We start from the raw sequence: 23,088 nt of genomic DNA on the forward strand, positions 1-23,088 counted from the left end.
ACAGAGGCGCACGTGATCTCTTCTTGCGGGACCATTACTGGCCTGCACCGAGACACCGACGAAGGGACCCGCCGTGCGGCTGCGCTGCGCTGTGCTCGACGACTACCAGCAGGTCGCGACCGAGGTCGCCGACTGGTCGCCCGTGGCGGACCGGGTGGAGACCGTCAGCTTCCCCGAGCACTTCGCCGGCGAGGACGAACTGGCCGCCGCCCTCGCCGACTTCGACATCGCCGTCACCCTGCGCGAACGGGTCCCCTTCCCGGCCTCCCTGTTCGCCCGCCTCCCCCGGCTGAAGCTCCTCGTCGCCTCCGGGATGCGCAACAGCGTCATCGACTACGCCGCCGCCGACGCCCACGGCGTCACCGTGTGCGGCACGGCGAGCACCTCGACCCCGCCCGTCGAACTGACCTGGGCCCTGTTGCTGGGGCTGGCCCGCGGGATCGTCGAGGAGACCAACTCCCTGCGCTCCGGCGGGCCTTGGCAGCAGACGGTCGGTGCCGACCTGCACGGCCGCCGGCTCGGCCTGCTCGGCCTCGGCAAGATCGGCAGCCGGGTCGCCCACGTGGGCCTCGCCTTCGGCATGCACGTCAGCGCCTGGAGCCGGAACCTCACCAAGGAGTACGCCGGCGAGGTGGGCGTCCACCTCGCCGCCTCCAAGGAGGAGCTGCTGTCCGGCAGCGACTACGTCTCCGTCCACCTCGCCCTGAGCGACCGCACCCGCGGCCTGCTCGGCCCCGCCGAACTCGCCCTCCTCAAGCCCACGGCCTACCTGGTCAACACCTCCCGCGCCGCGATCGTCGACCAGGACGCCCTGCTCGCCGCCCTGCACGAGGGCCGTATCGCCGGCGCGGGCGTCGACGTCTTCGACACCGAGCCGCTCCCCGCCGGCCACCCGATGCGCACGGCCCCCCGCCTGCTCGCCACCCCGCACCTCGGCTACGTGTCGCGGTCGAACTACGAGACGTACTACCGCGAGGCGGTGGACGACATCCGCGCGTTCCTGGACGGAACACCGGTACGGCGCCTGGGCTGAACCCCCGGCCGGGTCAGGCCCGACCACGGACCCGGCCCGGTCAGGCGTACCGGTAGATCCGGCTCACGTCCTCCATCTCGCGCGGTGTCACGTCCCACGGCGGCATGCGCTCGTCCCGGGCGACGATCCGCCCGCGCTGGTCGTCGCCGGGCCCGGGCGGAGCGGCCGGCAGATAGCGCGCGCTCTTCCGGTGCCGCTGCTGCCACCGGGTCCACTGCATGTCGACGAAGGCGTGGTGCAGCCAGAACACGGGGTCGTTGACGGAGGCCCCGCCGAGCATGAGGCCGCCGACCCAGCGGTGGACGCGGTTGTGGTTGCGCCAGGTGACGTGGTCCTGGCCGGTCCCCCACCCCTCCAGCTTGTTGCGGAACCCTTTGGTGCAGGTGGAGTCCCAGGGCGAGGTGTCGTAGACCTTGTCGGCGAGCGCCGCGTCCAGGTCGCTCTTCGTCGGCAGGTCGATGGGGTACCGGGGGCGTCCGAGGTCCCGGGTGAGGAACGCGCCGTCGGTGACGCCCTCCTTGATCGGCCAGTACCCCTGCGCATAGGCGAACGGCCCGCTGACGACCTGGCGGTCGGGGCTGCGCCCGTTCCCGCCGAGGAGGTCGTCGGTCCAGGGCGTGGCCGTCGTCGAACGGTCCCGCGTCCAGTCCCAGTACGGCACCGTCACCGACGGGTCGACCCGCTGCAGCGCCCTCTCCAGATCGAGCAGGAAGCGCCGGTGCCAGGGCAGGAAGGAGGGTCCCATGTGCGCCGCGCGCAGGCCCTTGTCGCCGTCGGCGGTGTAGTACTCGATGTGCAGCCGTACGAACTCGTCGTACACGCCCCGCCATTTGATCTCGTGCAGCGCGTTGACGAACCGCCGCCGCTCGTCGGGCGTCAGCTTGCCGACGTTCTTACGCACGTACGCCATGATGTCCCCCCATGTGCGCGTCCCGCTCGCCGAACGGGCCCGGCGCCAGATCGCGCAGCCGCCGCCCGGGCCCGAGTTCGTCGACGGCCGCCCGGGTCGCCTCCAGCGAGGTCCGGTACGAGCTGTAGTGGTCGACCATGGTCAGCCAGGTGCCGTCGGCACGGCGCATCAGATGCAACGGATGCCCGTCCACGGTGACCTGCCACCCACAGCCCTCGGACCCGCACGCCTGGCCGGGCAGCGGCGTGCCCTTGATACGACGGCCGCGGTACACCTCGTCGAAGGCCTCCTCCTTCACGTCCCCAGGACCTTCGTGACCGGCCCCCGGCCGCGGGGCGCGCGAGGCGGCGACGAGCGGGGCGAGTGCGAGGGCCACGGCGGAGGCGAGCAGCCCGCGCCTTATCACCCGCCGTGGCCGCCGCTGCGGCCCGTGGTCCGCCCGGACACCGGTCTCCGGCTCCGCGCCCTTCGGCACCCCGTCGTCAGCACTGACCGTCATGGCTCACTCCTTCGGACAGATCTTGATGTCCGCAGCGGTTAACCACAGGTCGGGCCGCACCGTCACCACCGATACGGCCAAACGGCCCTGTCCTGGCACCCTGGAGGAGTCAGCTCGTCCAGAAGTCCCACCAGCGCGTCAGGATCAGCATGCCGACGACGCCGATGTGCAGCACGGGCAGTACCCAGGTGAACTCCGCCAGGAAGCTCTTCACCGGACCCGGCGCGGGCAGGAAGCCGGCCCGCACGACGAAGGACGTCACGTACCAGAACACCAGGATCGTCGCGGCCCAGGCCAGACAGCACCACAGGCACAGTGCGTTGATCCGGTACAGCGACTCGAACTGGAGCCAGGACACGAACCCGATCCCGAACAGACAGCCCGCTTCGAAGGTGAGCCAGTACCAGCCGGGGAACTCCGCGCCGGCCAGCAGACTCATGCCCACGCAGATCACGGCGGCGTAGGCCACCAGGCCCAGCATCGGGTTGGGGAACCCGAAGACCGAGGCCTGGGCGCTCTTCATGACGCTGCCGCAGGACACCACCGGGTTCAGGCTGCACCCCGGGACGAAGGCGGGGTTCTTCAGCAGCTTGAACTCGTCGATGGTGATGACCCAGGAGGCCAGCAGCCCCGCCGCGCCCGTGAGCACCAGCAGCACGGCGAACGCGGGGCCGTTCCCGGCCCGCCGCATCAGGCGCGCGGGCCCTGCGCCGGAAGGACGACGTGTGCGGCGGCCCGCAGGGTCTGCTCGGCGCCGACGAAGGTGGTCAGCGCCTCCGTCTCGATCGGCAGACCGGGTCTGCCCTCGGGCCACGGGCGGGTGGTGAACACGAGATAGGCGTAACCGCGTTCGGCGATGGCCGTCAGCCAGGCGGGCGGGGCGGCGCACCGGGCGCCCAGCTGCGGCATGTCGACGACGGCCTCCCCGCCCTCGACGCGCAGCGTGACGGAGAGACCGGTCCCGGCGGCGGTGCCGTCGACGAGTACTCCGCCGGCCGTCAGCCCGTTGCTCGCCAGCAGCCCTTCGACCGCGGCGGCCGTCGTCTCAGGACCGCCCTCGGCGTCCCCGAGGGAGTAGGCCAGCAGATACGGCATGTCGGCACCGTCGGCGGCCCCGCTGCTCCAGGGCAGCAGGACGAGCGTGCCGAGGTGCGCGAGGTCGAAGGGACGCGTCTCGCTCGGGGTGGAGGTCACCGCGTCACTTCCTTCAGAAGCGTCATCATGTTCCTTTCGCGGCGCCTGACGCCGCCCCGGGAAAAGCTGGTGCCACGCTCAACGACTTCCGTCCGGGCCGGAAACCCCGCGCCCGGAAGACATATGAGATCCCCGCAGGGCGACGACCGTGAAAACGCCGCCGCCGGACCGTCTTGGGAGACGGCCCGGCGGCGGAGTGCACGAACTCACTTCACTTCATTTGATCACCGGATCACCGAAGGCGCATCCGGAGCATCACCCCACCGGCAACGGCAGCGAGGGCAGGGCGGGCAGGCCCGGCAGGTTCGGGGCGGGCAGCCCGCTGTTGAGCAGCGTCGCGGCCAGGAAGTTGACCACCGAGGTCAGCACGCCGGTCACCGCCGGGACGACCTTGCTCACATCGCCGGAGGTCACGGCCGCGAGCAGGGTGTCGAGCGCCTTCTGCAGACCGGCGAGCGCATCGGCCTTGAGGTCCTTGGGCGCAGGCGTCCTCCCGTGAGCACCCTGCTGCGACAGGGACGGCAGCTTCACCGGCGAAGCCACCGTGGAGTTCGGGGGCGCGACCGGCGCGGTCGCGGCACCGGGCAGGGTCGAGGCCGGCGTGGTGATCTTGGTGATGGCGTCCTTCACGGCCGCGATGAGCTTCTGCGCCTCGTCGGCGGAGAGCTGGCCGTTGTCGGCCTTCAGTACCGCGTTGAGCAGAGCGGAGACCGGGGTGAGCACACTGCCCAGATCGCCGAGGCTCTTGACCTGGGCGAGCAGCGCGTCCGCGCCCGGGACGGGGGCCCCTCGGGACGCGGCATGGGTGCTTTCCCGGACCGTGTCGGCCGCGACGGCGGCCGGGCCGGTGATGCCGACCAGAAGGGTGGCGCAGACGGCGGTGGCCGCGATACGCCGTGCGGACAGACCACGCATGGGTGTTCCTTTCGAATGCGTCGGATCTTGAACCCACGGTGAGATCGCCCGTCGCGGCCTGCAACCGCTGACGCCCCGTTGGAGGGACGGCCGTCGGCCGAACCCCTCAGCGGTACACGCGCAGATGGTCCACGGCGAAGGTGACCGGCCCCGTGCCGGAGGGAGCCGGGTGGTAATCGCCCGCGCACAGCGAGAGGTTCAGGATCAGGTACGCCGACCAGCCGTGGCCCACTCCGGTGCCGTCCCGGAAGACCCGCTCGCCGCCCACGTACCAGTCGACGGAACGCGCGCCGTAGTGACTGCCGAGGGTCACCCACCGGTCCGGGACGACCGCGTCGGCGTCGGTGTAGTACGTGCAGGCGTCGTTGACGTGGTTGGACAGCTCCAGCAGATGCGGGTTGTCCGGGTGGTACTCGAAGGTGTCGACCTCGTTCCCGCCGTCCTTCCAGGTCCACAGCGCCGGCCAGGCGCCCGCCCGGTGCGGCAGCCTGACGCGGACCTCCGCGTAGTCGCCGGTACGCACCTGGAAGCCCTCGTCGGAGTACTCGGTGGTGAGCAGGCCGGTGCGCCAGGCCTGCCGGCCGTTCTCGAGGGTGTGGTGGGCCGGGGTGGCGGTGAAGGTGGCCACGCTGCCCGACACCTTCACGCAGCCCGGGTCGAGCCAGTCGAGCTTGTTGTCGTCCGGGTTGTGGTTCGCGTAGCGATAGGCGCTGGTCCTGTCGCCGACCCACCTCGCGCCCCAGGCGATCGGGATGTCGAACTCCTCCGACCAGACGAGCGACTTCCCGAGGGCCGATCCGGTGAACCCGGCGGCTCCTGCGGAGGACGCGGCCGGCGTGTATTTGCTGCTGTCGGCGGTCATGGCCGCGAGGGTAGGGCCGTTCGGCGGCCGGCCCCGCCGAAGTACCGGAGACCCCGCTGGAATTCCCCCTCCGGACTACCCGTCCGGCCGACATCCGGCGCACCATACGATCAATCGATTCACCGACGATGTGAATCCCTCGGCAAGGCGCCGCCGGAAAGCATTCTCACTCCTCCGAATTTCATGCGTATGGAGTAACGCGTCGATTTGCGCAGCGCATCCACTGCTATGTTCTCCAGCCGTCGGATCAGAGGTAACTTTCAACCGAGGTGAATCATGAAGAAGGCAGTTTTCACCACTGCTGCATTGGCCATCGGCGCGGGGCTCGTGGGTGGCTCCGCCGCCGCGGCATCGGCCGCCGCCGCGCCCGCCCCCTCGGCCGGTCTGCTCGGTGTCATGTCGCCGACCAAGGTCACTCCGGCGGTCGTTCCTGCCGCCGACGTCGTCACGCGCATCGCCCGCGACGGCAAGATCACCAACGGCAGCGCGTTCGACGAGAAGCCGTCGGGCGGCGCCTCCGGCGTCTACCTGGACGGCATGGACCCGAACGCCGCCAAGAAGCCCACCATCCCCGTGCACAACCCGGCCGGCCGGGGTTCCGTCCAGGTCCACCCGCTGCAGGCACCGACGGCCGCCGGCCTCGGCAGCCTGCTCGGCAAGTGACACCACGCAGACCGTAGGAGTCGGCAGCACCGGCGAAAGCCCTCACGGCTTCACGACGCTTTCGCGGCCGTGACCCAAGACCGACACCGCGCCCAGGACCCGGCGGACCGAAACCCCGGATCCCACGCAGCATCTCTCCGGCCCACCGGCCCTCTCCCTTCCGGTGGGCCGGAGACGCGTCGGCCTCCGGTTCGTACGACCCCGCGCGCAGTTCGTCCCGGCCCGGAGCGCCACGGCCCTTTCCCCGTCGGCCGCCGCGCTCGCCATTCGGATTGTCGTTCATATGGGCCGCAAGGATTCCCTCTGCATTCCTCGTTGACACCTCCGGGGCGCCTTACATTGCGCCATCCGATGGAATCAGCCCTGTTTAGCCGCTCTTCCCGTGACTTATGCGCGCATATCAAGGTTTCCTGGTATGCAAGCGTGCGCAACCGTGAATTGAGGAAGGAACTGAGTTGCCCAGGAAGTTCGCGGTCATCACTGCCCTCACCCTCGGCGCTGTGGTCAGCAGCGTCGGCGTTGCTTCGGCTCACGACAACAACACCGAAATCAAGGGTGGTGGCGGTTTCTCGTCGTCCCCGGTCGTCGTGAACGCCCCGCAGCAGGGTGTTCTCATCGTCAACGGCACGGTCGTCGACGGCCGTTGCATCGCGCCGTGGTCCAACGGAGCGGTTCTCGCGGGCGTCATCGCCCCGAACTCGCACTACGCCGCGTGCAACACGGACCAGATCGACCAGTCGCAGAACGCCCCGTACGCGGGTGGCCTGCTCCTCTGACCCCTGCCCGAGCACATCGGATCAGGTGCAACACCCACATTCAGCCCTGAAAGGCGCAACTCATGCGTAACAAGGTTACGGCCATTTCCGCCCTCGCCGCGGGCGTCGTCCTCGCTGCGGCAGGCACCGCCGCGGCCGACAACTGCACCACCGTCAAGGGTGGTGGCGGCTTCTCGTCGTCCCCGGTCGTCGTGAACGCCCCCCAGCAGGGTGTCGCCGTCGTCAACGGCACGGTTGCCGACCTGCGTTGCGTAGCGCCGTGGTCCAACGGAGCCGTCCTCGGCGGCGTCCTCGCCACGAACTCGCACTACGCCGCCTGCAACACGGCGGACATCGACCAGTCGCAGAACGCCGCCTACAAGGGCGGCCTGCTCCTCTGACCTGTTCCGAGCCATTCGGAACACGGAAATCCCCAACTGCCCACCGAAAGGCGCATCTTATGCGTAACAAGGTTACGGCCATTTCCGCCCTCGCCGCCGGCATCGTCCTCGCGACCGGTGGGGCTGCCGCGGCCAGCGACAACAACACCGACGTCACCGGTGGCAACGGCTTCTCGTCGTCGCCGGTCGTCGTGAACGCTCCCCAGCAGGGCGTTGCCGTCGTCAACGGCACGGTTGTCGATGGTCGTTGCATCGCTCCGTGGTCCAACGGTGCCGTTCTGGGTGTCATCCTGGCCCCGAACTCGCACTACGCCGCGTGCAACACCGCCAAGGTCGACCAGTCGCAGAACGCCCCGTACGTGGGTGGCCTGATTCTCTGATCTGCCTTTCGCCCGATGGCGGTCCGCCGGAACTCTCCGGTGGGCCGCCATCGGCTTTTCCGTGCCCTGGTCGCACGGACGGAAAAAGGCCGCGGGGCCTGTCTGCGTCTGCTGAGTATGACGCTGACAGGCCCCGCGGTCAGGAGGCGGCCGGCGAAGTCCGGCAGGTTCGTCGCTCGGAAGGGGCGGCCAACAAGGAGGAAAGGCGCCCGTCCGCCACGACATTCCTGCCGGCGCTCCGCAATGCGGTCCACGCCGGGCTGTTCCAACAAGACCAACGGAACCGTGCTGCCGGCGGTCACTCCCTGTCCTTCGTTTGGCCCAGCGCACTGAGATCGCGCTCCCCCGGGAAATACCGAAGGGCCGGCTCCCGGAAATGGAGCCGGCCCTGATCGTCGAACCCGAGGGCGGGAAGTACCGCCCCCTGTCGGCTACTTGCCGAGCGGAAGGCCGCCGAGCAGCTGCCCGTCGACGGAACCCGGCAGAGCGGGCTGCGGCAGGGCGCCGCCGACGACGGGGGTCTTCACTCCTGCACCCTTCACGCTGGACTTCACGCCGTCCTTCACGTTCTGCGCCACCTGCTCGACGTCCTTGCCCACGTAGTTCGTCGACACCTTGGCTGCCGCGGGGACGCCGCTCGCGACGCTCTTTCCGCTGTCCACCAGGCCCTGCGCCGGCATGTCCAGCGCGACAGCCGGCACGGCTACGCCGGCCACGGCAAGGGAGCCTGCGACGACGGCGGCAGCCTTCAGAGTCTTCATCGTGTGCCTTTCTTTTGTAAGCCCTACTTCCCCCCGCCTAACGAGGGGCGGACGTCCTGGAAACCCTGTCGCCTGCAGTTCGAGGAACTCATACGAACGGACCTGCGGCGGACGCTGCTCCAAACGGGTGGCCGAAGATGACAAATAGCCCATGGAAACGCCACCATTCCGACACAGTTGGCGGGTTCGCGGATAAATAGGGTTGAGCGGCTAGAGTGGCTCACCTCGTGATTTCAGCGATGCCGGTTGAACAACGGAACGCACGCTCTCGAACGAGTGCGGGATTTTATATCAAGAACACGAGCCGCACGTCTTGGCCCCCGGCTCGGACTCTTTTGTTCGGAAGGGCAGCGTCGCTCATGAGTAATTCCCCACGCGTCCCTCACGTCCTGCATGTCGCCCAGCCCGTCGAGGGCGGAGTCGCACGGGTCGTGACGGACCTGGTGGCGGCTCAGCTCGCCGCGGGGCTGCGGGTGACCGTCGCCTGTCCGGTGGGTGGCACGCTGTCGGACGCGCTGCGCGCACAGAGCTGCACGGTGCTGCGCTGGGACGCGACCCGCTCGCCGGGGCACCGGCTGCCCGGTGAGGTACGGCAGTTGACGGGGATCCTGCGCGCGGTGCGGCCGCATCTGGTGCACGCGCACAGCGCCAAGGCGGGGCTCGCGGCCCGGCTCGCCGTACGCGGCCGTATCCCCACCGTCTTCCAGCCGCACGCCTGGTCGTTCGAGGCCGCGGGCGGTGTCGTCGCGCGTGTGGCGCTGAGCTGGGAGCGGTGGGGGGCACGATGGGCGACGCGCGTGCTGTGCGTGAGCGAGGCCGAGCGGCGCACCGGGGAGCGGTGCGGGATCGGCGCGGCCTGGGAGGTGGTCCCCAACGGGGTCGACACCCTCAGGTTCCGTCCGGAGGGTGACCGCGCCGGGTCCGGGACGGGGCCGCTCGTCGTGTGCGTGGGCCGGCTGTGCCGTCAGAAGGGGCAGGACGTGCTGCTTCGGGCCTGGCCCGAGGTGGTGCGGCGGCTGCCCGGCGCGCGGTTGGTGCTGGTCGGCGACGGTCCCGACGCGGACCGCCTGCGCGCTTCCGCGCCCGCTTCGGTGACCTTCGCCGGTGCCGCGGCCGACGCCGCCCCCTGGTACCGCGCCGCCGACGTCGTGGTGCTGCCGTCCCGCTGGGAGGGCATGGCCCTCGCCCCGCTGGAGGCCATGGCCTGCGCCCGGCCGGTCGTCGTCACGGACGTCGACGGAGCGCGCGAGAGCCTTCCGCCGGAGTTCGTGCAGCACTGCCTGGTGCAGCCGGAGGACCCCGGCGCGCTGGCGCGGGCGACGACGGCGCTGTTGCGGGACGAGCCGCTGCGCGCGGCGCTGGGCGCACAGGGCCGCCGGCACGTGCTCGCCGCTCACGATCTACGACACGCGACGGACGCCGTGATCGACGTGTACCGCGCCTTGCCCGGCGTCGTCGTCACGCCGGCCGTCGTATCCAACTAGAGCAGGAAGTGCATCACCTGATGACTGCGGAAAGTACCGTTCCCCCTCCTGCGGGGCAGCATCCGCGGGCGGCAGCGCGCGCTGTCTCCGTCCTCGCGCCGCGCGGCCCCGTGGCCGGACGCCGACTGCCAGCCGGACGCAGCCGCCGCCGTCCGCGGCGTGCCTCCCGGATCTTCTTGCCCCTCGTCGACTCCGCCGCCGCGCTGCTGGGGGCGCTCGTCGTGCCCGGGGCCCTCGCGTACCCCTTGGTCATCGCCCTGCTGGCGCTCGGCGTGATGACGCTGAACCGGCGCGCCCGTCTGTACGACACCGCCTTCGTGCGCGGTGTGCTCGACGAACTGCCCGCCGTCTGCGGGCGGATCGCCGTCGGCTGGACGGCGGTGGCGGCGTTGTCCCCGCTGCGGCCGCTGCCGCTGACCGTGCTGGCCGGCGCGTTCGCCGTGCACTGCGCGACGGCCTGCGCGGGCCGCGCGGCGCTCGGACGCCGGGCCGCGCGGCGCCGGCCCGAGCCCGCACTGGTCGTCGGACCGGTCGCGGCGGCCCGGCCGGTCGCGGCGGCGCTGCTGCGCCAACCGGGCTGCGGCGTAAGGCCGGTGGGCCTGGTCGCCAACCCTCTCGACGTCCTCACCGACTCGGGCGAGGGACCCAAGCTGCCGGTGCTCACCACGGACCAGGAGACGCACCGCGCGGTCATCCAGAACGGTGTGGAGACGGTGCTGGTCGTGGGGCCCGCCACCCGGGTGGAACGGACCGCTCTGCTGCGGGATCTGGCCGCGTACGGCTGCGCGCTGTGGGAGCTGGACGCCGGTTCGCCGTCGTACGGCTTCGGCGGGCGGCGGGAGAGTGCCGGGCAGCTGGCGGGCTTCTCGCGAAGGCTGCTGTGGCCGGCGGGCGGACCGAGGCGCGGTGGCCTGGGCAAGCGGGTGCTGGACCTGGTGCTGTCGGGCTCGCTGCTGCTGCTCGTCTGCCCGGTGCTGCTGGTGTGCGCGGTCGTGCTGCGGGTCATGGACGGGCCCGGCGTGGTCTTCCGGCAGGAACGGATCGGCAAGGACGGGCGGCCGTTCACCCTGCTGAAGTTCCGCACCCACCGGCCCGCCAGCGCGCACGAGGCGGCGACCCGCTGGAGCGTGGCGAACGAGCAGGAGATGAGCCGCTTCTGCCAGTTCCTGCGCCGCACCTCGCTGGACGAGCTGCCGCAGCTGTGGAACGTGTGCCGCGGCGACATGAGCCTGGTCGGGCCGAGGCCCGAACGGCCTTACTTCGTCGCCGTGTTCAGCCAGACCCATCCGGGCTACCGGGAGCGGCACCGGATGCGGACCGGGATCACCGGGCTCGCCCAGATCCACGGGCTGCGCGGCGACACCTCGATCGAGGACCGGTGCCGCTTCGACAACGCCTACATCGACAACTGGTCGCTGTGGCAGGACATCTGCATCCTGGTGCGCACGGCGGTGCTGTTCGTGCGGCCGACGGGGAGCTGAGCGCGGGTGAGCTCTCCCCCGGCGGCCTCCGTCCCGTTCGTGCCGTCGCCGGCGGCGCTCGGCCGGGTCGCTCCCGTGCTGCCCGTCGTGGCGGTGATCGCCCTGATGGGGCTGCCGTCCGCGTCCGACAGCGGTGCCTCGCCCGCCGACGCGGCCTGCGGACTGGCCGTGCTCTGGGCCGCCGTGCGAACCGTGCGGGAGGCACGGCGTCCGCTGAGCCGGACCGCCGCGGTGGTGCTCGGGCTGCCCGTGGTGGGCATCGCGGTTGCCGCGACCGGGGCGGTGACGCCCGGCGACGGGATCACGGGACTGGCCCGCTATCTCCAGGTGTTCGTGCTCGTCCCGCTCGCGGTCTTGCTGCTGGTGCGCGACCGGCGCGACGCGCGGCTGGTGCTGTGGTCGCTGGCCGGGCTCGCGCTGTGGCAGGGGGCGGTCGGGGTGCACCAGTACCTCACCGGGACCGGCGCCTCCTACCAGGGCGCCGACATCCGGGCGGTGGGCACCTTCGGGCCGTCCGACGTGATGGGGATGGCGAGCGTGGTGGCCTGCGGAGTGGTGGCCCTGACCGCGCTCGCGCTCGGGGCGCCCGCGCGGCGGCAGCGGATCGTGGCCGCGGGATGCGCGCTGGCGCTGCTCGTGCCGCTCGCGCTGTCCTTCAGCCGGGGCGCCTGGATCGCCACGGCCGTGGCCTGCGGGACGCAGCTGCTGCTGGCCGGGGTGCGGCGGGCGCTGGCGGTGCTCGCGGTGGCGGCCGCGGCCGCGGTGGTGCTCGTGGGCGGGTTCGGCGTGGGCGCCGCGGCGCTTCAGGAGCGGCTGACCAGCATCACCCAGGTCACCGACGCGCCGGACCAGTCGGTCGTCGACCGGTACACCATGTGGGCGGCGGCCACCGACATGTGGCGCGAGCACCCGGTGACCGGAGTGGGCCTGAAGGCCTTCCCCGCCTACCGGGACGCCCACGCCTCGCTCGCGCTGTCGTCGGGCAGCGACACCGAGGGCGCCGGCCAGGCCTACAAGCGCCAGCCCCTGCTCTCTCCGCACAACATGTACATGCTGCTGCTGAGCGAGCAGGGCCTGCTGGGCCTGCTCACCGTGGCCGGCAGCTGGCTGGCTCTCCTGGTCTGCTCGCTGCGCCGGCTGCGGCGCGCGGGGCGCGCCCTGGACTGCGCCCTCGCGGGCTCGGGCCTGCTGCTGTGGCAGCTCGTCAACTTCCTCTACGCCGACATCGGCGGCCCCTCCACCACGATGACGGCCGTCTGCTTCGGCTTCGTCGCCTGGTGGGCGCTGGCGGGCGCGCCGGCGACGGATCCGGCCGCGGAATCGGGCGCCCTGTGAGGCCCGGAGCCGCGAGGACGGCGGGCGCACCGGACCGGACCACCGGTACGTACGGCCCGCTCCCGGCGGGCGGTGGCCCCGGCCCGGCTGCCGCCCGCGCGGCGGACGGCGCGCCCTCGCGCCGCTTCCTCGCCCGGGCGACCCTGCTCAGCGCCGCGCTCTCCATCGCCGGGGCGGTCCTCGGGCTCGGCCGGGACCAGTCGCTCGCGCACCTCTTCGGTGCCGGTGCGGAGACCGACGCGTTCCTGGTCGCCTGGACGGTGCCCGAACTGGCGGCGACCCTGCTGATCGAGGACGGCCTGTCGTTCGTGCTGGTGCCCGCGTTCAGCGCGGCGCTGGCGCTGCGGGCGCGCGGGAGGGGCACGCCGGACCCCGTGCGCGCCCTGGTCGCGGCCTCCCTGCCCCGGCTGTGCCTGGCCTTCGCCGCCACGGCCGCCGCGCTGGTGGCCGGGGCGCCGCTGGTGGTGTCCGTCCTCGCGCCCGGTCTGCGCGACGCGTCGCTCGCCGTCGCCTGCACCCGGCTGACCGCGACCTGCGTACTGAGCTTCGGTCTCGCCGGGTACTGCAGCGCGGCGCTGCGCGCCCACCGTGCGTATCTAGCGCCCGGCGCGATCTACATCGCGTACAACATCGCGATCATCACCTCGATGTTCGTCCTCGGTGCGCGCTGGGGCGTGCGGTCCGCGGCGCTCGGCGTCGCCCTCGGCGGGTGCCTCATGGTGGCCGTACAGGCGCCGTCCCTGGCCCGGCGGCTCGCCCGCAGGCCCCGGCGCCGGGCCCTCGCCTACGACGGGGACGGTGGCCGGCCGCTCGCGCCCGGCCTGGTCTGCGCGGTGCTGCTGTTCGCCCTGTGCCGGCAGTCGCAGGTGCTGATCGAGCGCTATCTCGCCTCCGGGCTGCCCGCGGGCGCCATCTCGCACCTCAACTACGCGCAGAAGGTGGCCCAGTTGCCGATGTCGCTGTCGAGCATGGTGTGCGTCGTCACCTTCCCGGTGGTGGCGCAGGCGATCGCCGAGGGCGACACCCGGCGGGCCCGGGACCGTGTCGAGCGGGACCTGGTGCTGATGGGTTCTCTGGTCCTGCTCGGCGCCGCGGTGGTGCTGGCCTGCGCACCGCAGATCGTCCAACTCCTTTTCCAGCGAGGCGCGTTCACCGCGCAGGACACCGCCGCGACCGCGTCCGTGATGCGGGTGTACGCGACCGGGCTGCTCGGGCAGACGCTGGTGGGGGCGTTCGTGCGGTCGTACTTCGCGGCCGGCCGCACCACCTGGTTCCCGCTGGGCGCGATGGGCGTGGGCGCGCTGGCCACCGTCGCCGTCGGCGCCTGGGCCGTCGGGCCCTGGGGTGCGTGCGGCATCGCCGCGGCCAACGCGACCGGCATCACCGCCACCGCGCTGCTCCTGCTGCACGGCCTGGGCCCGGGCAGCGTGCCCGTGCGCGTGCGCCGGTTGCTGGCCGAGCTGGCCCGGCCGCTGTTCGCGGCGGTGTGCGCCACCGGGGCGGGCCTGTTCTGCTCCGGGCTGTTCACCTCCCCGGCGGCCGCCGTCGCCGTCTGCTGCACCTGCGTGACCACCGTCTTCCTGTCGCTGGCCTGGCTTCTCGACGCCGCCGGCGCCCGGTCCCTCCTGCTTCCTGTCGCGCAGTACCTCCGTAGCCCCGTCACACGAAAGGTGGGCCATGGTCGCTGACGTTTCCTCCGCATCGCCCACGGCTGGACCCGACCCACGGCCGCCCGCGCGAGACCTCGGCCGGAGAGGACCGGCCGCCTGGGTGGCCATGTATCACTCCGTCTCGGACTGCCCGGACGACCCGTACAACGTCACCGTCACCCCCGAACGCCTCGGCCGCCAGCTCGCCTGGATGACCGGCCGCGGTCTGCGCGGCGTGAGCATGCGGGAGCTGCTCGCGGCACGCGCCCGCGGCGCGGAGCGCGGCCTGGTCGGGCTCACCTTCGACGACGGGTTCGCCGACTTCGCGAGCACCGCGCTGCCCGTGCTGCACCGCTGGGGCTGCACGGCGACCGTGTTCGTGCTGCCCGGGCGGCTCGGCGGCGAGAACGGCTGGGAGCCGCACGGACCGCGCAAGCCGCTGCTCGACACGGGCGGCATCCGCCGGGTCGTGGCGGCGGGGATGGAGGTCGCCTCGCACGGCCTGACCCACCTCGACCTGACCAAGGCCTCGGACGAGGTGCTGCACTCCGAGATCGACGACAGCCGCCGGCTGCTCGCCGGGATCATCGGGCGGGACGTCGAGGGCTTCTGCTACCCGTACGGCTACATGGACGAGCGCGTCGCGGCCGCGGTGCGCCGGGCCGGTTACCGCTACGCCTGCGCGATCTCCCCCGGCCCGGAGTGCTGCGGCGACTTCGCGCTGCCGCGCATCCACCTCGGGCGGGCCGACACCGCGCCCCGGCTGGAGCTGAAGCGGCGCCTGGCCCGGCGCTTCGGCCGCGCCGTGGGGGCCGTGTGAGGGCGCTGCACGTCATCACCGGTCTCGGTGTGGGGGGTGCGGAGCAGCAACTGCGGCTGCTGCTCCGGCATCTTCCCGCGCAGTGCGACGTGGTGGCGCTGACCAACCCCGGCCCGGTCGCCGCGGGCCTGGCGGCCGACGGTGTCCGCGTCACCCACCTCGGGATGGGCGGCAACCGCGACCTCGGCGCGCTCCCCCGCCTCACCCGGCTGATCCGCGCCGGCGGCTACGACGTCGTCCACACCCACCTGTACCGGGCCTGCCTCTACGGCCGGATCGCCGCGCGCCTCGCGGGAGTTCGGGCCGTCGTCGCCACCGAGCACTCGATCGGCGACACCCGGCTGGAGGGCCGGCCGCTGACCGCGGGCGTGCGGGCGCTGTACCTGGCCGGTGAGCGGCTCGGCCGTGCCACGGTCGCCGTCTCCCCGGCGGTGGCCGAGCGGCTGCGGCAGTGGGGCGTACCGGCGTCGCGCCTCCACGTCATCCCGAACGGCATCGACGCCTCCCGGTTCACCTTCGACGAGGTCCGGCGCAAGGAGGCTCGGGCGTTCCACGGGCTGCCCGAGGACGCGTACGTCATCGGCGGGGTGGGGCGGCTCGCCCCGGGCAAACGCTTCGACCTGCTCGTGCGCGCGCTGGCCCGGCTGCCCGGTGACGTACGGCTGCTGCTGGTCGGCGGCGGTCCCGAAGAGGAGGCGCTGCGGCGCCTCGCCCGGGGGCTCGGGGTCGCAGACCGGCTGGTGCTGGCCGGTGAGCGGCCGTATCTGCCGGGCCCCGGCGACGACGCGCCCGGCGTCGTGGCGCTGCTGTCCGCGATGGACGTGCTCGCCTCGCCGTCGGCCGAGGAGGCCTTCGGGCTGGCCGTGGTGGAGGCGCTGGCGGCCGGGCTGCCCGTGTTGTACGCGAGCTGCCCCGCCGTGGAGGACCTGCCGCCGGACGCGGTGCCGGAGGCCCGGCGGGTCACCGGCGCATCCGGCGCGTACGCGCGGGAACTGCAGCGGCTGCGCGCGGCGGGCCCCGGCGGGCGCACCGCGCCGGACGCCGTGCGCCGCTACGACATCGCGTGCAGCGCCCGGCAGTTGATGGATGTGTACACGGCCGCTCTGTACGGCTCGACCCTGGAAGTGAGTTCCTCATGACCGACAACCCCGTTCAGCCCGCCCGGCTGCCGCGCCGTGCGCGCACTCGCGCGAGGCGGCTGCCCGCGTGGTGGGCGCTGCCGGCCGGCGCGCTGCTCGGCGCCGTGGCCGGCGGCGCGTACGGGCTGGCGAAGCCGCCGCAGTACACGGCGACGAGTTCCGTCGTCGCGGTGGCGGCCGGCCGGTCGGACGTCGACTGCGCCGACGCGCTCGGCTTCGCGCAGGCGTACGGCCGGGTGGCCCCGCAGCTCGCGGCGCTCGGGGACGCGCAGGGGGCGGCGGGCGTGCCGGCCGCGGCGCTGCGCGACAGCGTGCAGGTCGCGTCCTCGCCGGACGCGCCGATGGTCTCGGTCTCGGCGACCGGATCGAGCCCCGCGCAGGCCGCCGCCATCGCCAACGCAGTGTCCGGCGCGCTCGTCACGCAGGCGGGACACACCCAGAAGGCCACCGGCATCCGCCTGGAGCGGCTCTCCCCTGCCCTGAAGCCCACCGAGCCTTCGTCGCCGTCCTGGAAACTGACCGGACTGGTGGGCGCGAGCGCCGGAGGTCTGCTCGGCGGCCTCGCGCTGCTGGCGCGGCCGCGGCGGTCCGCGGACGCCGTCCGGGAGCAGGCGACGGTGCCCGCCCCGACCCACGCCGTGGACGCCCACGGGAAGCTCGGGTGACCGCGGCCGGCCGCGCGCTGTCGGTCGAACTGTGCACGGATGAGGCGGAGTTCGCCGCGCTGGCCGAGGAGTGGGGACGGTTGCACGCGTCCTGCCCGTCGGCGACGCCGTTCCAGACCCACGCCTGGCTGCACTCCTGGTGGCTGTCGTACGGCACACCCGGCGGGCTGCGGCTCTTCCTGGTCCGGCGGGACGGCCGGCTCGTGGGCGCCGCACCGCTGACGATCGAGTGGCGCCCCGTGCCCCGGCTGGTGCCGATCGGCGGCGCCATCTCCGACTTCCGCGACGTGCTGCTCGACGAGGCGGACGCCGAGGAGGGCGGTCAGGCGCTGGCGGACGCCCTGGCCGGCGCGGCCCGCACCGCGCTGGTCGACTTCCGCGACGTCCGGCCGGGCAGCGCGGTGGAACAGGTCTACCGGCACTGGCGCGGTCCGCGCTGCCGCCTGCGCGACTCGACGTGCCTGGAGCTGCCCGCCCTGCCCATGAGCGACCTGATCAAGCGGCTGCCGACGACGCGCGCCCAGCGCATCCGCAACAAGGTGAACCGGCTCGGCCGGCTCGGCGTCGAGTGGCGTGTGGTGGGCCACGACGAGACGGAGAACGCGGTGCGGCGGCTGATCGAGCTGCACCGGCTCCAGTGGGAGGGCAAGAAGGTCACACCGGAGCACACCCGGCCGCGGTTCATGGAGCACCTGACCCGCTCGGTGGTCCCGATGGCCCGGTCGGGGCAGGCCGCGGTGACCGAGTTCCTGCTGGAGGGCTCGGTGGTCGCGGTCGACCTGCATCTGCTGTCAGGGGGGTTGACCGGCGAGTATCTGTACGGCTTCCACCCGCGGCTGCGGGACAGCAAGCTGGACGTGGCGACGATGCTGCTGCGCGCGTCCAGCGAGCTCGCCTGCGGCGGCGAGGGCCGGGTGCTGAGCCTGCTGCGCGGTGACGAGCCGTACAAGTACCGCTGGTGTCCCGAGACGGTCCACAACGAGCGCCTCCTGATGGCCGGTCCGCTCGCCGCGCCGCTGCTCGCGGCCTCCGTCTCGCACGCCACGGCCCGGCGTGCGGCCAAGAAGGTCCTGCGCAGGAAGCCCGAGCTCCAGGCGCACGGGTAGCGCTCATCTCGGGGGCCGGCCGGCGGCCGGGGACGGTGGCGTCGCAGCCGGCGTCGGCACGGGTGTCGGTCGCGGCACCGGTGTCGGCGTCGGAGGCGTCACCGCGGGTCGCGTGGGCGGTGCGGGCGGCGCGGGCACGGGCAGCGCGGGCGGGGCGGGGAAGGACGGCCCCGGTGCCGGCCTGGGCACGGGGGCGCTGGACAGCGACGCGCGGTACAGGGCGGAGGCCCGGGGGTTGCCGCCGCACTGCCAGACGCCGTGCGGGCAGTAGTCGGTGAGGGTGTTGTACAGCGGCTTCTGCTCGTCCATCCAGGCCAGCATCCGCAGCATGTACATGCTGTCGTCGCCGTTGCGGAACAGGCCCCACTCCGGGTACGAGAACGGCTTGTGGTGCTCGCGCGCGAAGTCCACGTGGAACTGGAGACCGTAGGGCTCGGAGATCTGCTCGTCGAAGGACATCCCGTGGGGCTGGTCGTAGGAGTCCATGCCGACGATGTCGACGACGTCGTCACCGGGGTAGCACTCCGGCCACGGGATCGCGTCCCGGCCGCGGCTGGGGGCGAAGTCGAACCTGAACTTCTGGCCCGGCACCGAGCGCATGACGGTGACGATGCGTCGCCAGTACTCCTTCCAGTCCTCGGGGTCGGGGCCGCAACGGTGCGTGTACGTCGTGCCGTTCATCTCCCAGCCGAGGACGAGGACGGTGTCCGTCGCACCCAGGTCGACCAGCCGCTGCGCCAGGACCCGGAAGTGCTCGTCGTAGGCGCCGGCCGCGGCACGCCGGAGCAGACGCCTGACGGCCGTGTCGGAGACCTCCGCCTCGTTGTGCTCCATCAGCGGGACGTTGAGCACGAGCATCCGGTCGGGCTTGGCCTGCCGCCACCGGGCCCAGCTGTCGAGGAAGCCGCTGCCGCCCTCGATGTTGCTCCACACGTCGCCCGGCAGATACGTATGCCCGACGCGCAGTTCGGTGCCGCCGAGCCAGCTGCTGAACTTCCGCATCCGCGCCAGTCCCACGGCCTCGGAGTCGAGAAAGGCGCCGAACGCGGGCCGCTCGCTGTCCGCGCCCGCGGGGAAGGGCGCCTCGGGCGGGGCGGGGGTGGGACCCGGCGCGGTGGGCACCACCGGCGGCGGGTCGGGGTTCTGGTCGTCGTCGGGCGCGGACACCGGGCCCCAGACGAGCGAGGCCAGCGTGAGCACTCCGGCGGTGGCGAGTGCCAGCCGTACGAGGGCGGACCGGCGGCGAGGGATCATTCGTCCTCCTTCGCCGCAGATCCTACGTTCAGTGACACTTAGTCATATATCACTTTATTGCCCCACTTGAGTGGTCGGCTGGGCATGAGTCACCCGCGCGAGTGACCGGAGCTGTGACGTCAGCGGGCGTACAGCGCCTCTATCTCCTCGGCGTACGCCCCCGTGACCGCATGGCGCTTGACCTTCAGCGACGGCGTGAGCAGACCGTTGTCCTCCGTGAATTCACCCTCGACCAGGGTGAACGCGCGGATCGACTCGGCCCGGGAGACGGCCTCGTTGGCGTAGTCCACGGCCTTCTGGACGTCGGCGCGCATGCGCGCGTCCCGCACCACCTCGGACATCGGGGTGTCCGCGGGCAGCTTACGGACCGTCAGCCAGTGCTCCACGGCCTCCGGTTCGAGGGTGATGACGGCGGCGACGAAGGGACGGTTGTCGCCCACGACGATGCACTGGCCGACCGGCGGGCGGCTGCGCAGCCGGTCCTCCAGGACGGCCGGGGAGACGTTCTTGCCGCCGGAGGTGACGAGGATGTCCTTCTTGCGGCCGGTGATGGTGAGGTAGCCGTCCTCGTCGAGGGCGCCGAGGTCGCCGGTGGCGAACCACTCGTCCTGGAGCACCGCGTCGGTGGCGGCCGGGTTGTTCCAGTACGCGCCGAAGACGACGCCGCCCTTGATGAGCACCTCGCCGTCCTCGGCGATGCGCACCGCGGTGCCGGGGACCGGGACGCCGACGGTGCCGGGGCGGGGCTTGAGGGGCGGGACGATGGTGGCGGCGGCACTGGTCTCGGTCAGGCCGTAGCCCTCGTAGACGATGATTCCGGCGGCGTAGAAGAACAGGTTGAGGTTGCGGTCGAGGGGGGAGCCGCCGCTGATGGCGTAGCGCATGCGGCCGCCGAGCTCCTTGCGGACGCGGCGGTAGACCAGCAGGTCGTACAGGGCCCAGGCGGCGTACAGACCGGGGCCGGGGCCCTTGCCCGTCTCCAGGAACTTGTTCAGGTACGCCTCCCCGAAGCGGACGCCGACGCGGTCCGCGCGGTCGAAGGAGGCACCGCGGCCGATCTTCTCGGCGGTCGCGCGGCCGGTGTCGTGAATCTTTTCGAAGAGGTACGGGACGCCGACGAGGAAGGTGGGGCGGAACTCCTTGAGGGCGGGCCTGAGTTCGGCGGGTTTGATGCTCGGGCAGTGGCCGATCTCGATACGGGCCATCAGGCACGCGATCTGGAGGGTGCGGCCGAGGATGTGGGCGAGCGGGAGGAAGAGCAGGGTCGAGGCGACCTGGCCCGTGACCTCCTTGAAGATGGGGTGCAGCATCTCGACCGTGTTGGCGGCCTCGGCGTGCAGATTGGCGTGGGTGAGGACGCAGCCCTTGGGTTTTCCGGTGGTGCCGGAGGTGTAGCAGATGGTCGCGGTCGTGTCGGGGGTGAGTGCGGCACGGCGCTTGGTGACCTCCTCGTCGGGCAGGTCGCGGCCGAGCGCCGTGAGGTCGGCGAGGGCACTTTCGTCCAACTGCCAGACGCGGGGCGGGTGTTCGTGGCGGGCCGTGCCCGTCGCCACCGTGGCCGCGTTCTCGGCGGTCTCGGCGACGACGAGCCGGGCCCCGGAGTCGCGGACGATCCACTCGACCTGGTCGGCCGAGGACGTGGCGTAGACGGGGACGGTCTGGCCGCCCGCCGCCCAGATCGCGAAGTCCAGGACCGTCCACTCGTAGCGGGTGCGGGACATCACCGCGACCCGGCCGCCCGGCTCGAGGCCCGCCGCGATCAGCCCCTTGGCCACGGCCGTGACGTCGCGGGCGAAGGCCGCCGCGGTCACCGGCCGCCAGCTGCCGCTCCGTCTGCGGCGCAGGACCACGGCGTCGGGCGCCTCGGCCGCGTTGATGTAGGGGAGATCGGCGGTACTGCCGGAGGTGGTGCGGGGCGCGAGGGCCGGCGTGCGGGCCTCGCGTACGACGCCGTTCTCGTCCCTGGTGACCTCGACCCTGGTGCGGGCCGCCAGGTCCGTGCGCTGCTTTGCCCTCTTCAGATCCCTGCGTACACCCATGAAGGCTCCCGGTCGGCTCTGACTGGGGGGTCAACTTACTCGCAAGTAAGAAAAGGTCAATGGGGCCTCGCGACTGAACTGGTGTCCTAGCCCTGACCTCGGCCGGCCTCCCCGATCGCGTCCGCGAGGCGGCGTACGTCCCGGTCCTCGGTCCGCTTCGCCAACCCGTCCGCGCGATCTTTGAGTTCGCCGAGTCCGGGGTCGCCGGGGAGGGTGGACCAGCGGTCGTCGCCCAGGCGCAGGGCGTCGGCGAAGTAGGCGGCCACGGCGGTCACCTGGAAGCGGGGGGCCGCCTCCCAGACGGAGTCCCCCAGGCCGGTGGTCTCCACCTCGCCGGACCGCTCGTGCGGCGCGCGGGTGTCGGGGTCGAGCCAGCGGACGGTCGCCGTGGCGAGGTGGCCTTCGGCGCCGGGCCGGGTGCGGACCGCGTAGAGAGCGGTGACCGTGTGGCCGGGGCCGACCTCGCCGCCGTCGACGCGGTCGTCGCGGAAGTCGTCGTTCGCGACCTGGCGGTCGTCGTAGCCGACCAGGCGGAAGTCGGCGACCGTGGCGGGGTCGAAGGCGACCTGGGCCTTGGCGTCGCGGGCGGTCAGGTCGATGTTCTGCGGGAGTTCGTCGCAGAAGACCTTGCGGGCGTCGTCCTCCCCCGACACGTACACGGTGTGGCCGTCGCCCTTGTCGGCGAGGCGCTCCATGAGGGCGTCGCCGTAGTCGCTGCCGACACCGACCCCGAAGAGGGTGATGCCGTACTCGCGGCGGGCCGTGGAGATGCGGTCGAGGATGGAGTCCGGGTCGGTGTCGCCGTCGTTGGCGAGGGCGTCGGAGATCAGGACCACGCGGTTGGTGGCGTGCGCGCGGCGGCCCTTCACGGCCGTGGCGTAGCCGGTCTCGACGCCCGCGCCGAGATTGGTGGAGTACGTCGGCTCCAGGCTGTCGATCGCGTCGCGGATCTCGCCGCGGTGGCCGCCGAGGCGGGTCATCGGCAGGACGGTCTCGGCCTGCTCGCTGAAGGTGACGAGGGCGACCGAGTCGTCGTCGCGCAGCCGGTTCGTCATCGTGTCGAGGGACTTCTGGGCGAGGTCGAGCCGGCCCGGCTCGGACATGGAGCCGGAGATGTCGATGACGAAGGTGAGGGCGGCGGGCGGGCGTTCTCCGGAATCGCCGGCGGGACGGGTGGCCAGGCCGACCCGGACGAGGGACCAGTTCCGCTCGTCGGTACGGGCGCCGTCGACGGTGACCGAGAAGCCGTTGCCGTCGGGGCGTTCGTAGTCCTGGCGGAAGCTGTTCACGAACTCCTCGGGGCGGATGGTGGCGGGGTCGGGGCGCCCTCCCTGGGCGAGGGTGCGGCGGGCGTACTCGTAGGAGGCGGTGTCGACGTCGAGGGCGAAGGTGGAGAGGCGTCCGGGGGACGGGGAGGGGCTCGCGAACCTGTCCCCGCCCTTCTGGTCACCGGCCGTCGGGGCGGCCGGGGCCGGGAAACCGTGCCGGTACGAGCCGTCCGAGCTCTTGCTGCTGCTGTCGGAGCCGCCGCCCGCGCTGCAGGCCGTGAGCAGCAGGCCACCCGCCGCCGTGAGCGCGAGGACGGCGGTGCGCAGCGTGCGGGTGCGCCGCCGGCCGGTGCGCTGCCGGCCGGTGCGGCGGTGTGGCGTGCCCGGCCGGGGTGTTCGGTACCGCTCCATCTTCCGTGCCCCCTTGGTGAGTTGACGCCGATGTCTGTGACTGTGACGGCGCAAGGGGGCCGGA

At 72.5% G+C, this 23,088-nt stretch carries 23 protein-coding genes; 13 read left to right on the top strand and 10 right to left on the bottom strand.

Annotated elements, in window-relative coordinates; all coding sequences use genetic code 11:
• Window positions 1-73 precede the first annotated feature (73 nt).
• Window positions 74-1,033: a D-2-hydroxyacid dehydrogenase family protein gene (locus tag ACIBN2_RS30835; RefSeq protein ID WP_399139226.1), complete on the top strand. Its 960-nt coding sequence runs from the start codon at window positions 74-76 to the stop codon at window positions 1,031-1,033.
• 40 nt (window positions 1,034-1,073) lie between these two features.
• On the opposite strand, the gene ACIBN2_RS30840 is transcribed toward ACIBN2_RS30835, so the two are convergent.
• From ACIBN2_RS30840 to ACIBN2_RS30865, 6 genes are all read right to left on the bottom strand, one after another.
• Complete coding sequence (locus ACIBN2_RS30840; RefSeq protein ID WP_399139228.1) at window positions 1,074-1,943, bottom strand: tyrosinase family protein; 870 nt, start codon at window positions 1,941-1,943, stop codon at window positions 1,074-1,076.
• Window positions 1,927-2,442, bottom strand: coding sequence for a tyrosinase family oxidase copper chaperone (locus ACIBN2_RS30845; protein ID WP_399139229.1), 516 nt, complete (start codon window positions 2,440-2,442; stop codon window positions 1,927-1,929). Before ACIBN2_RS30845 ends, ACIBN2_RS30840 begins: the two co-directional genes overlap by 17 nt.
• Before the next feature lie 109 nt (window positions 2,443-2,551).
• Window positions 2,552-3,133: a vitamin K epoxide reductase family protein gene (locus tag ACIBN2_RS30850; RefSeq protein WP_399139231.1), complete on the bottom strand. Its 582-nt coding sequence runs from the start codon at window positions 3,131-3,133 to the stop codon at window positions 2,552-2,554.
• Complete coding sequence (locus ACIBN2_RS30855) at window positions 3,133-3,636, bottom strand: DUF5949 family protein (protein WP_399139233.1); 504 nt, start codon at window positions 3,634-3,636, stop codon at window positions 3,133-3,135. The genes ACIBN2_RS30850 and ACIBN2_RS30855 overlap by 1 nt, the downstream gene beginning before the upstream one ends.
• A 255-nt stretch (window positions 3,637-3,891) precedes the next feature.
• Window positions 3,892-4,551: a hypothetical protein gene (locus tag ACIBN2_RS30860; protein ID WP_399139235.1), complete on the bottom strand. Its 660-nt coding sequence runs from the start codon at window positions 4,549-4,551 to the stop codon at window positions 3,892-3,894.
• 106 nt (window positions 4,552-4,657) lie between these two features.
• A complete protein-coding gene (locus ACIBN2_RS30865; RefSeq protein ID WP_399139237.1) occupies window positions 4,658-5,413 on the bottom strand; it encodes a beta-glucanase in 756 nt (251 codons plus the stop codon).
• Between the two features lie 276 nt (window positions 5,414-5,689).
• On the opposite strand from ACIBN2_RS30865, the gene ACIBN2_RS30870 reads away from it, so the two are divergent.
• From ACIBN2_RS30870 to ACIBN2_RS30885, 4 genes are all read left to right on the top strand, one after another.
• On the top strand, window positions 5,690-6,076 hold the full coding sequence (locus ACIBN2_RS30870) for a hypothetical protein (RefSeq protein ID WP_399139238.1): 387 nt from the start codon (window positions 5,690-5,692) through the stop codon (window positions 6,074-6,076).
• A gap of 455 nt (window positions 6,077-6,531) precedes the next feature.
• On the top strand, window positions 6,532-6,852 hold the full coding sequence (locus ACIBN2_RS30875; RefSeq protein WP_399139240.1) for a hypothetical protein: 321 nt from the start codon (window positions 6,532-6,534) through the stop codon (window positions 6,850-6,852).
• A 62-nt stretch (window positions 6,853-6,914) separates the two neighbouring features.
• Window positions 6,915-7,232, top strand: a complete 318-nt coding sequence (locus ACIBN2_RS30880; protein ID WP_399139241.1) for a hypothetical protein — start codon at window positions 6,915-6,917, stop codon at window positions 7,230-7,232.
• A gap of 59 nt (window positions 7,233-7,291) precedes the next feature.
• On the top strand, window positions 7,292-7,612 hold the full coding sequence (locus ACIBN2_RS30885) for a hypothetical protein (protein ID WP_399139242.1): 321 nt from the start codon (window positions 7,292-7,294) through the stop codon (window positions 7,610-7,612).
• 431 nt (window positions 7,613-8,043) lie between these two features.
• Here the strand turns inward: ACIBN2_RS30885 and ACIBN2_RS30890 are convergent, their stop codons facing one another.
• Entirely contained in the window at window positions 8,044-8,373 is a 330-nt protein-coding gene (locus ACIBN2_RS30890) for a hypothetical protein (RefSeq protein WP_399139243.1), read from the bottom strand.
• Between the two features lie 359 nt (window positions 8,374-8,732).
• Between ACIBN2_RS30890 and ACIBN2_RS30895 the strand changes: the two genes are divergently transcribed.
• The 8 genes from ACIBN2_RS30895 to ACIBN2_RS30930 all read left to right on the top strand — a co-directional run bounded on the left by ACIBN2_RS30895 (window position 8,733) and on the right by ACIBN2_RS30930 (window position 18,052).
• Window positions 8,733-9,857, top strand: coding sequence for a glycosyltransferase (locus ACIBN2_RS30895; protein ID WP_399139244.1), 1,125 nt, complete (start codon window positions 8,733-8,735; stop codon window positions 9,855-9,857).
• A 20-nt stretch (window positions 9,858-9,877) separates the two neighbouring features.
• Window positions 9,878-11,338 (top strand): exopolysaccharide biosynthesis polyprenyl glycosylphosphotransferase, encoded by a 1,461-nt coding sequence (locus tag ACIBN2_RS30900; protein ID WP_399139245.1) that lies wholly within the window; start codon window positions 9,878-9,880, stop codon window positions 11,336-11,338.
• Between the two features lie 105 nt (window positions 11,339-11,443).
• Window positions 11,444-12,673, top strand: a complete 1,230-nt coding sequence (locus tag ACIBN2_RS30905) for an O-antigen ligase family protein (protein WP_399139590.1) — start codon at window positions 11,444-11,446, stop codon at window positions 12,671-12,673.
• Window positions 12,670-14,361: a murein biosynthesis integral membrane protein MurJ gene (murJ, locus tag ACIBN2_RS30910; protein ID WP_399139247.1), complete on the top strand. Its 1,692-nt coding sequence runs from the start codon at window positions 12,670-12,672 to the stop codon at window positions 14,359-14,361. Before ACIBN2_RS30905 ends, murJ begins: the two co-directional genes overlap by 4 nt.
• The gene (locus ACIBN2_RS30915; protein WP_399139249.1) at window positions 14,351-15,142 is read left to right on the top strand and encodes a polysaccharide deacetylase family protein; all 792 of its coding nucleotides are present in this window, start codon (window positions 14,351-14,353) and stop codon (window positions 15,140-15,142) included. The genes murJ and ACIBN2_RS30915 overlap by 11 nt, the downstream gene beginning before the upstream one ends.
• A complete protein-coding gene (locus tag ACIBN2_RS30920) occupies window positions 15,139-16,281 on the top strand; it encodes a glycosyltransferase (RefSeq protein WP_399139250.1) in 1,143 nt (380 codons plus the stop codon). The genes ACIBN2_RS30915 and ACIBN2_RS30920 overlap by 4 nt, the downstream gene beginning before the upstream one ends.
• Window positions 16,278-16,946 (top strand): lipopolysaccharide biosynthesis protein, encoded by a 669-nt coding sequence (locus ACIBN2_RS30925; RefSeq protein WP_399139252.1) that lies wholly within the window; start codon window positions 16,278-16,280, stop codon window positions 16,944-16,946. Before ACIBN2_RS30920 ends, ACIBN2_RS30925 begins: the two co-directional genes overlap by 4 nt.
• Entirely contained in the window at window positions 16,943-18,052 is a 1,110-nt protein-coding gene (locus ACIBN2_RS30930) for a GNAT family N-acetyltransferase (protein ID WP_399139253.1), read from the top strand. Before ACIBN2_RS30925 ends, ACIBN2_RS30930 begins: the two co-directional genes overlap by 4 nt.
• Before the next feature lie 3 nt (window positions 18,053-18,055).
• Here the strand turns inward: ACIBN2_RS30930 and ACIBN2_RS30935 are convergent, their stop codons facing one another.
• The 3 genes from ACIBN2_RS30935 to ACIBN2_RS30945 form a co-directional block, all read right to left on the bottom strand.
• Entirely contained in the window at window positions 18,056-19,306 is a 1,251-nt protein-coding gene (locus tag ACIBN2_RS30935; RefSeq protein ID WP_399139255.1) for a glycoside hydrolase family 26 protein, read from the bottom strand.
• Between the two features lie 119 nt (window positions 19,307-19,425).
• Window positions 19,426-21,345: an AMP-dependent synthetase/ligase gene (locus ACIBN2_RS30940; RefSeq protein ID WP_399139257.1), complete on the bottom strand. Its 1,920-nt coding sequence runs from the start codon at window positions 21,343-21,345 to the stop codon at window positions 19,426-19,428.
• A gap of 86 nt (window positions 21,346-21,431) precedes the next feature.
• Complete coding sequence (locus ACIBN2_RS30945) at window positions 21,432-23,024, bottom strand: von Willebrand factor type A domain-containing protein (RefSeq protein ID WP_399139259.1); 1,593 nt, start codon at window positions 23,022-23,024, stop codon at window positions 21,432-21,434.
• Window positions 23,025-23,088: the final 64 nt, after the last annotated feature.

Origin of the sequence: Streptomyces sp. NPDC050534, from assembly GCF_044457745.1 — a bacterium.
Classification (GTDB): domain Bacteria; phylum Actinomycetota; class Actinomycetes; order Streptomycetales; family Streptomycetaceae; genus Streptomyces.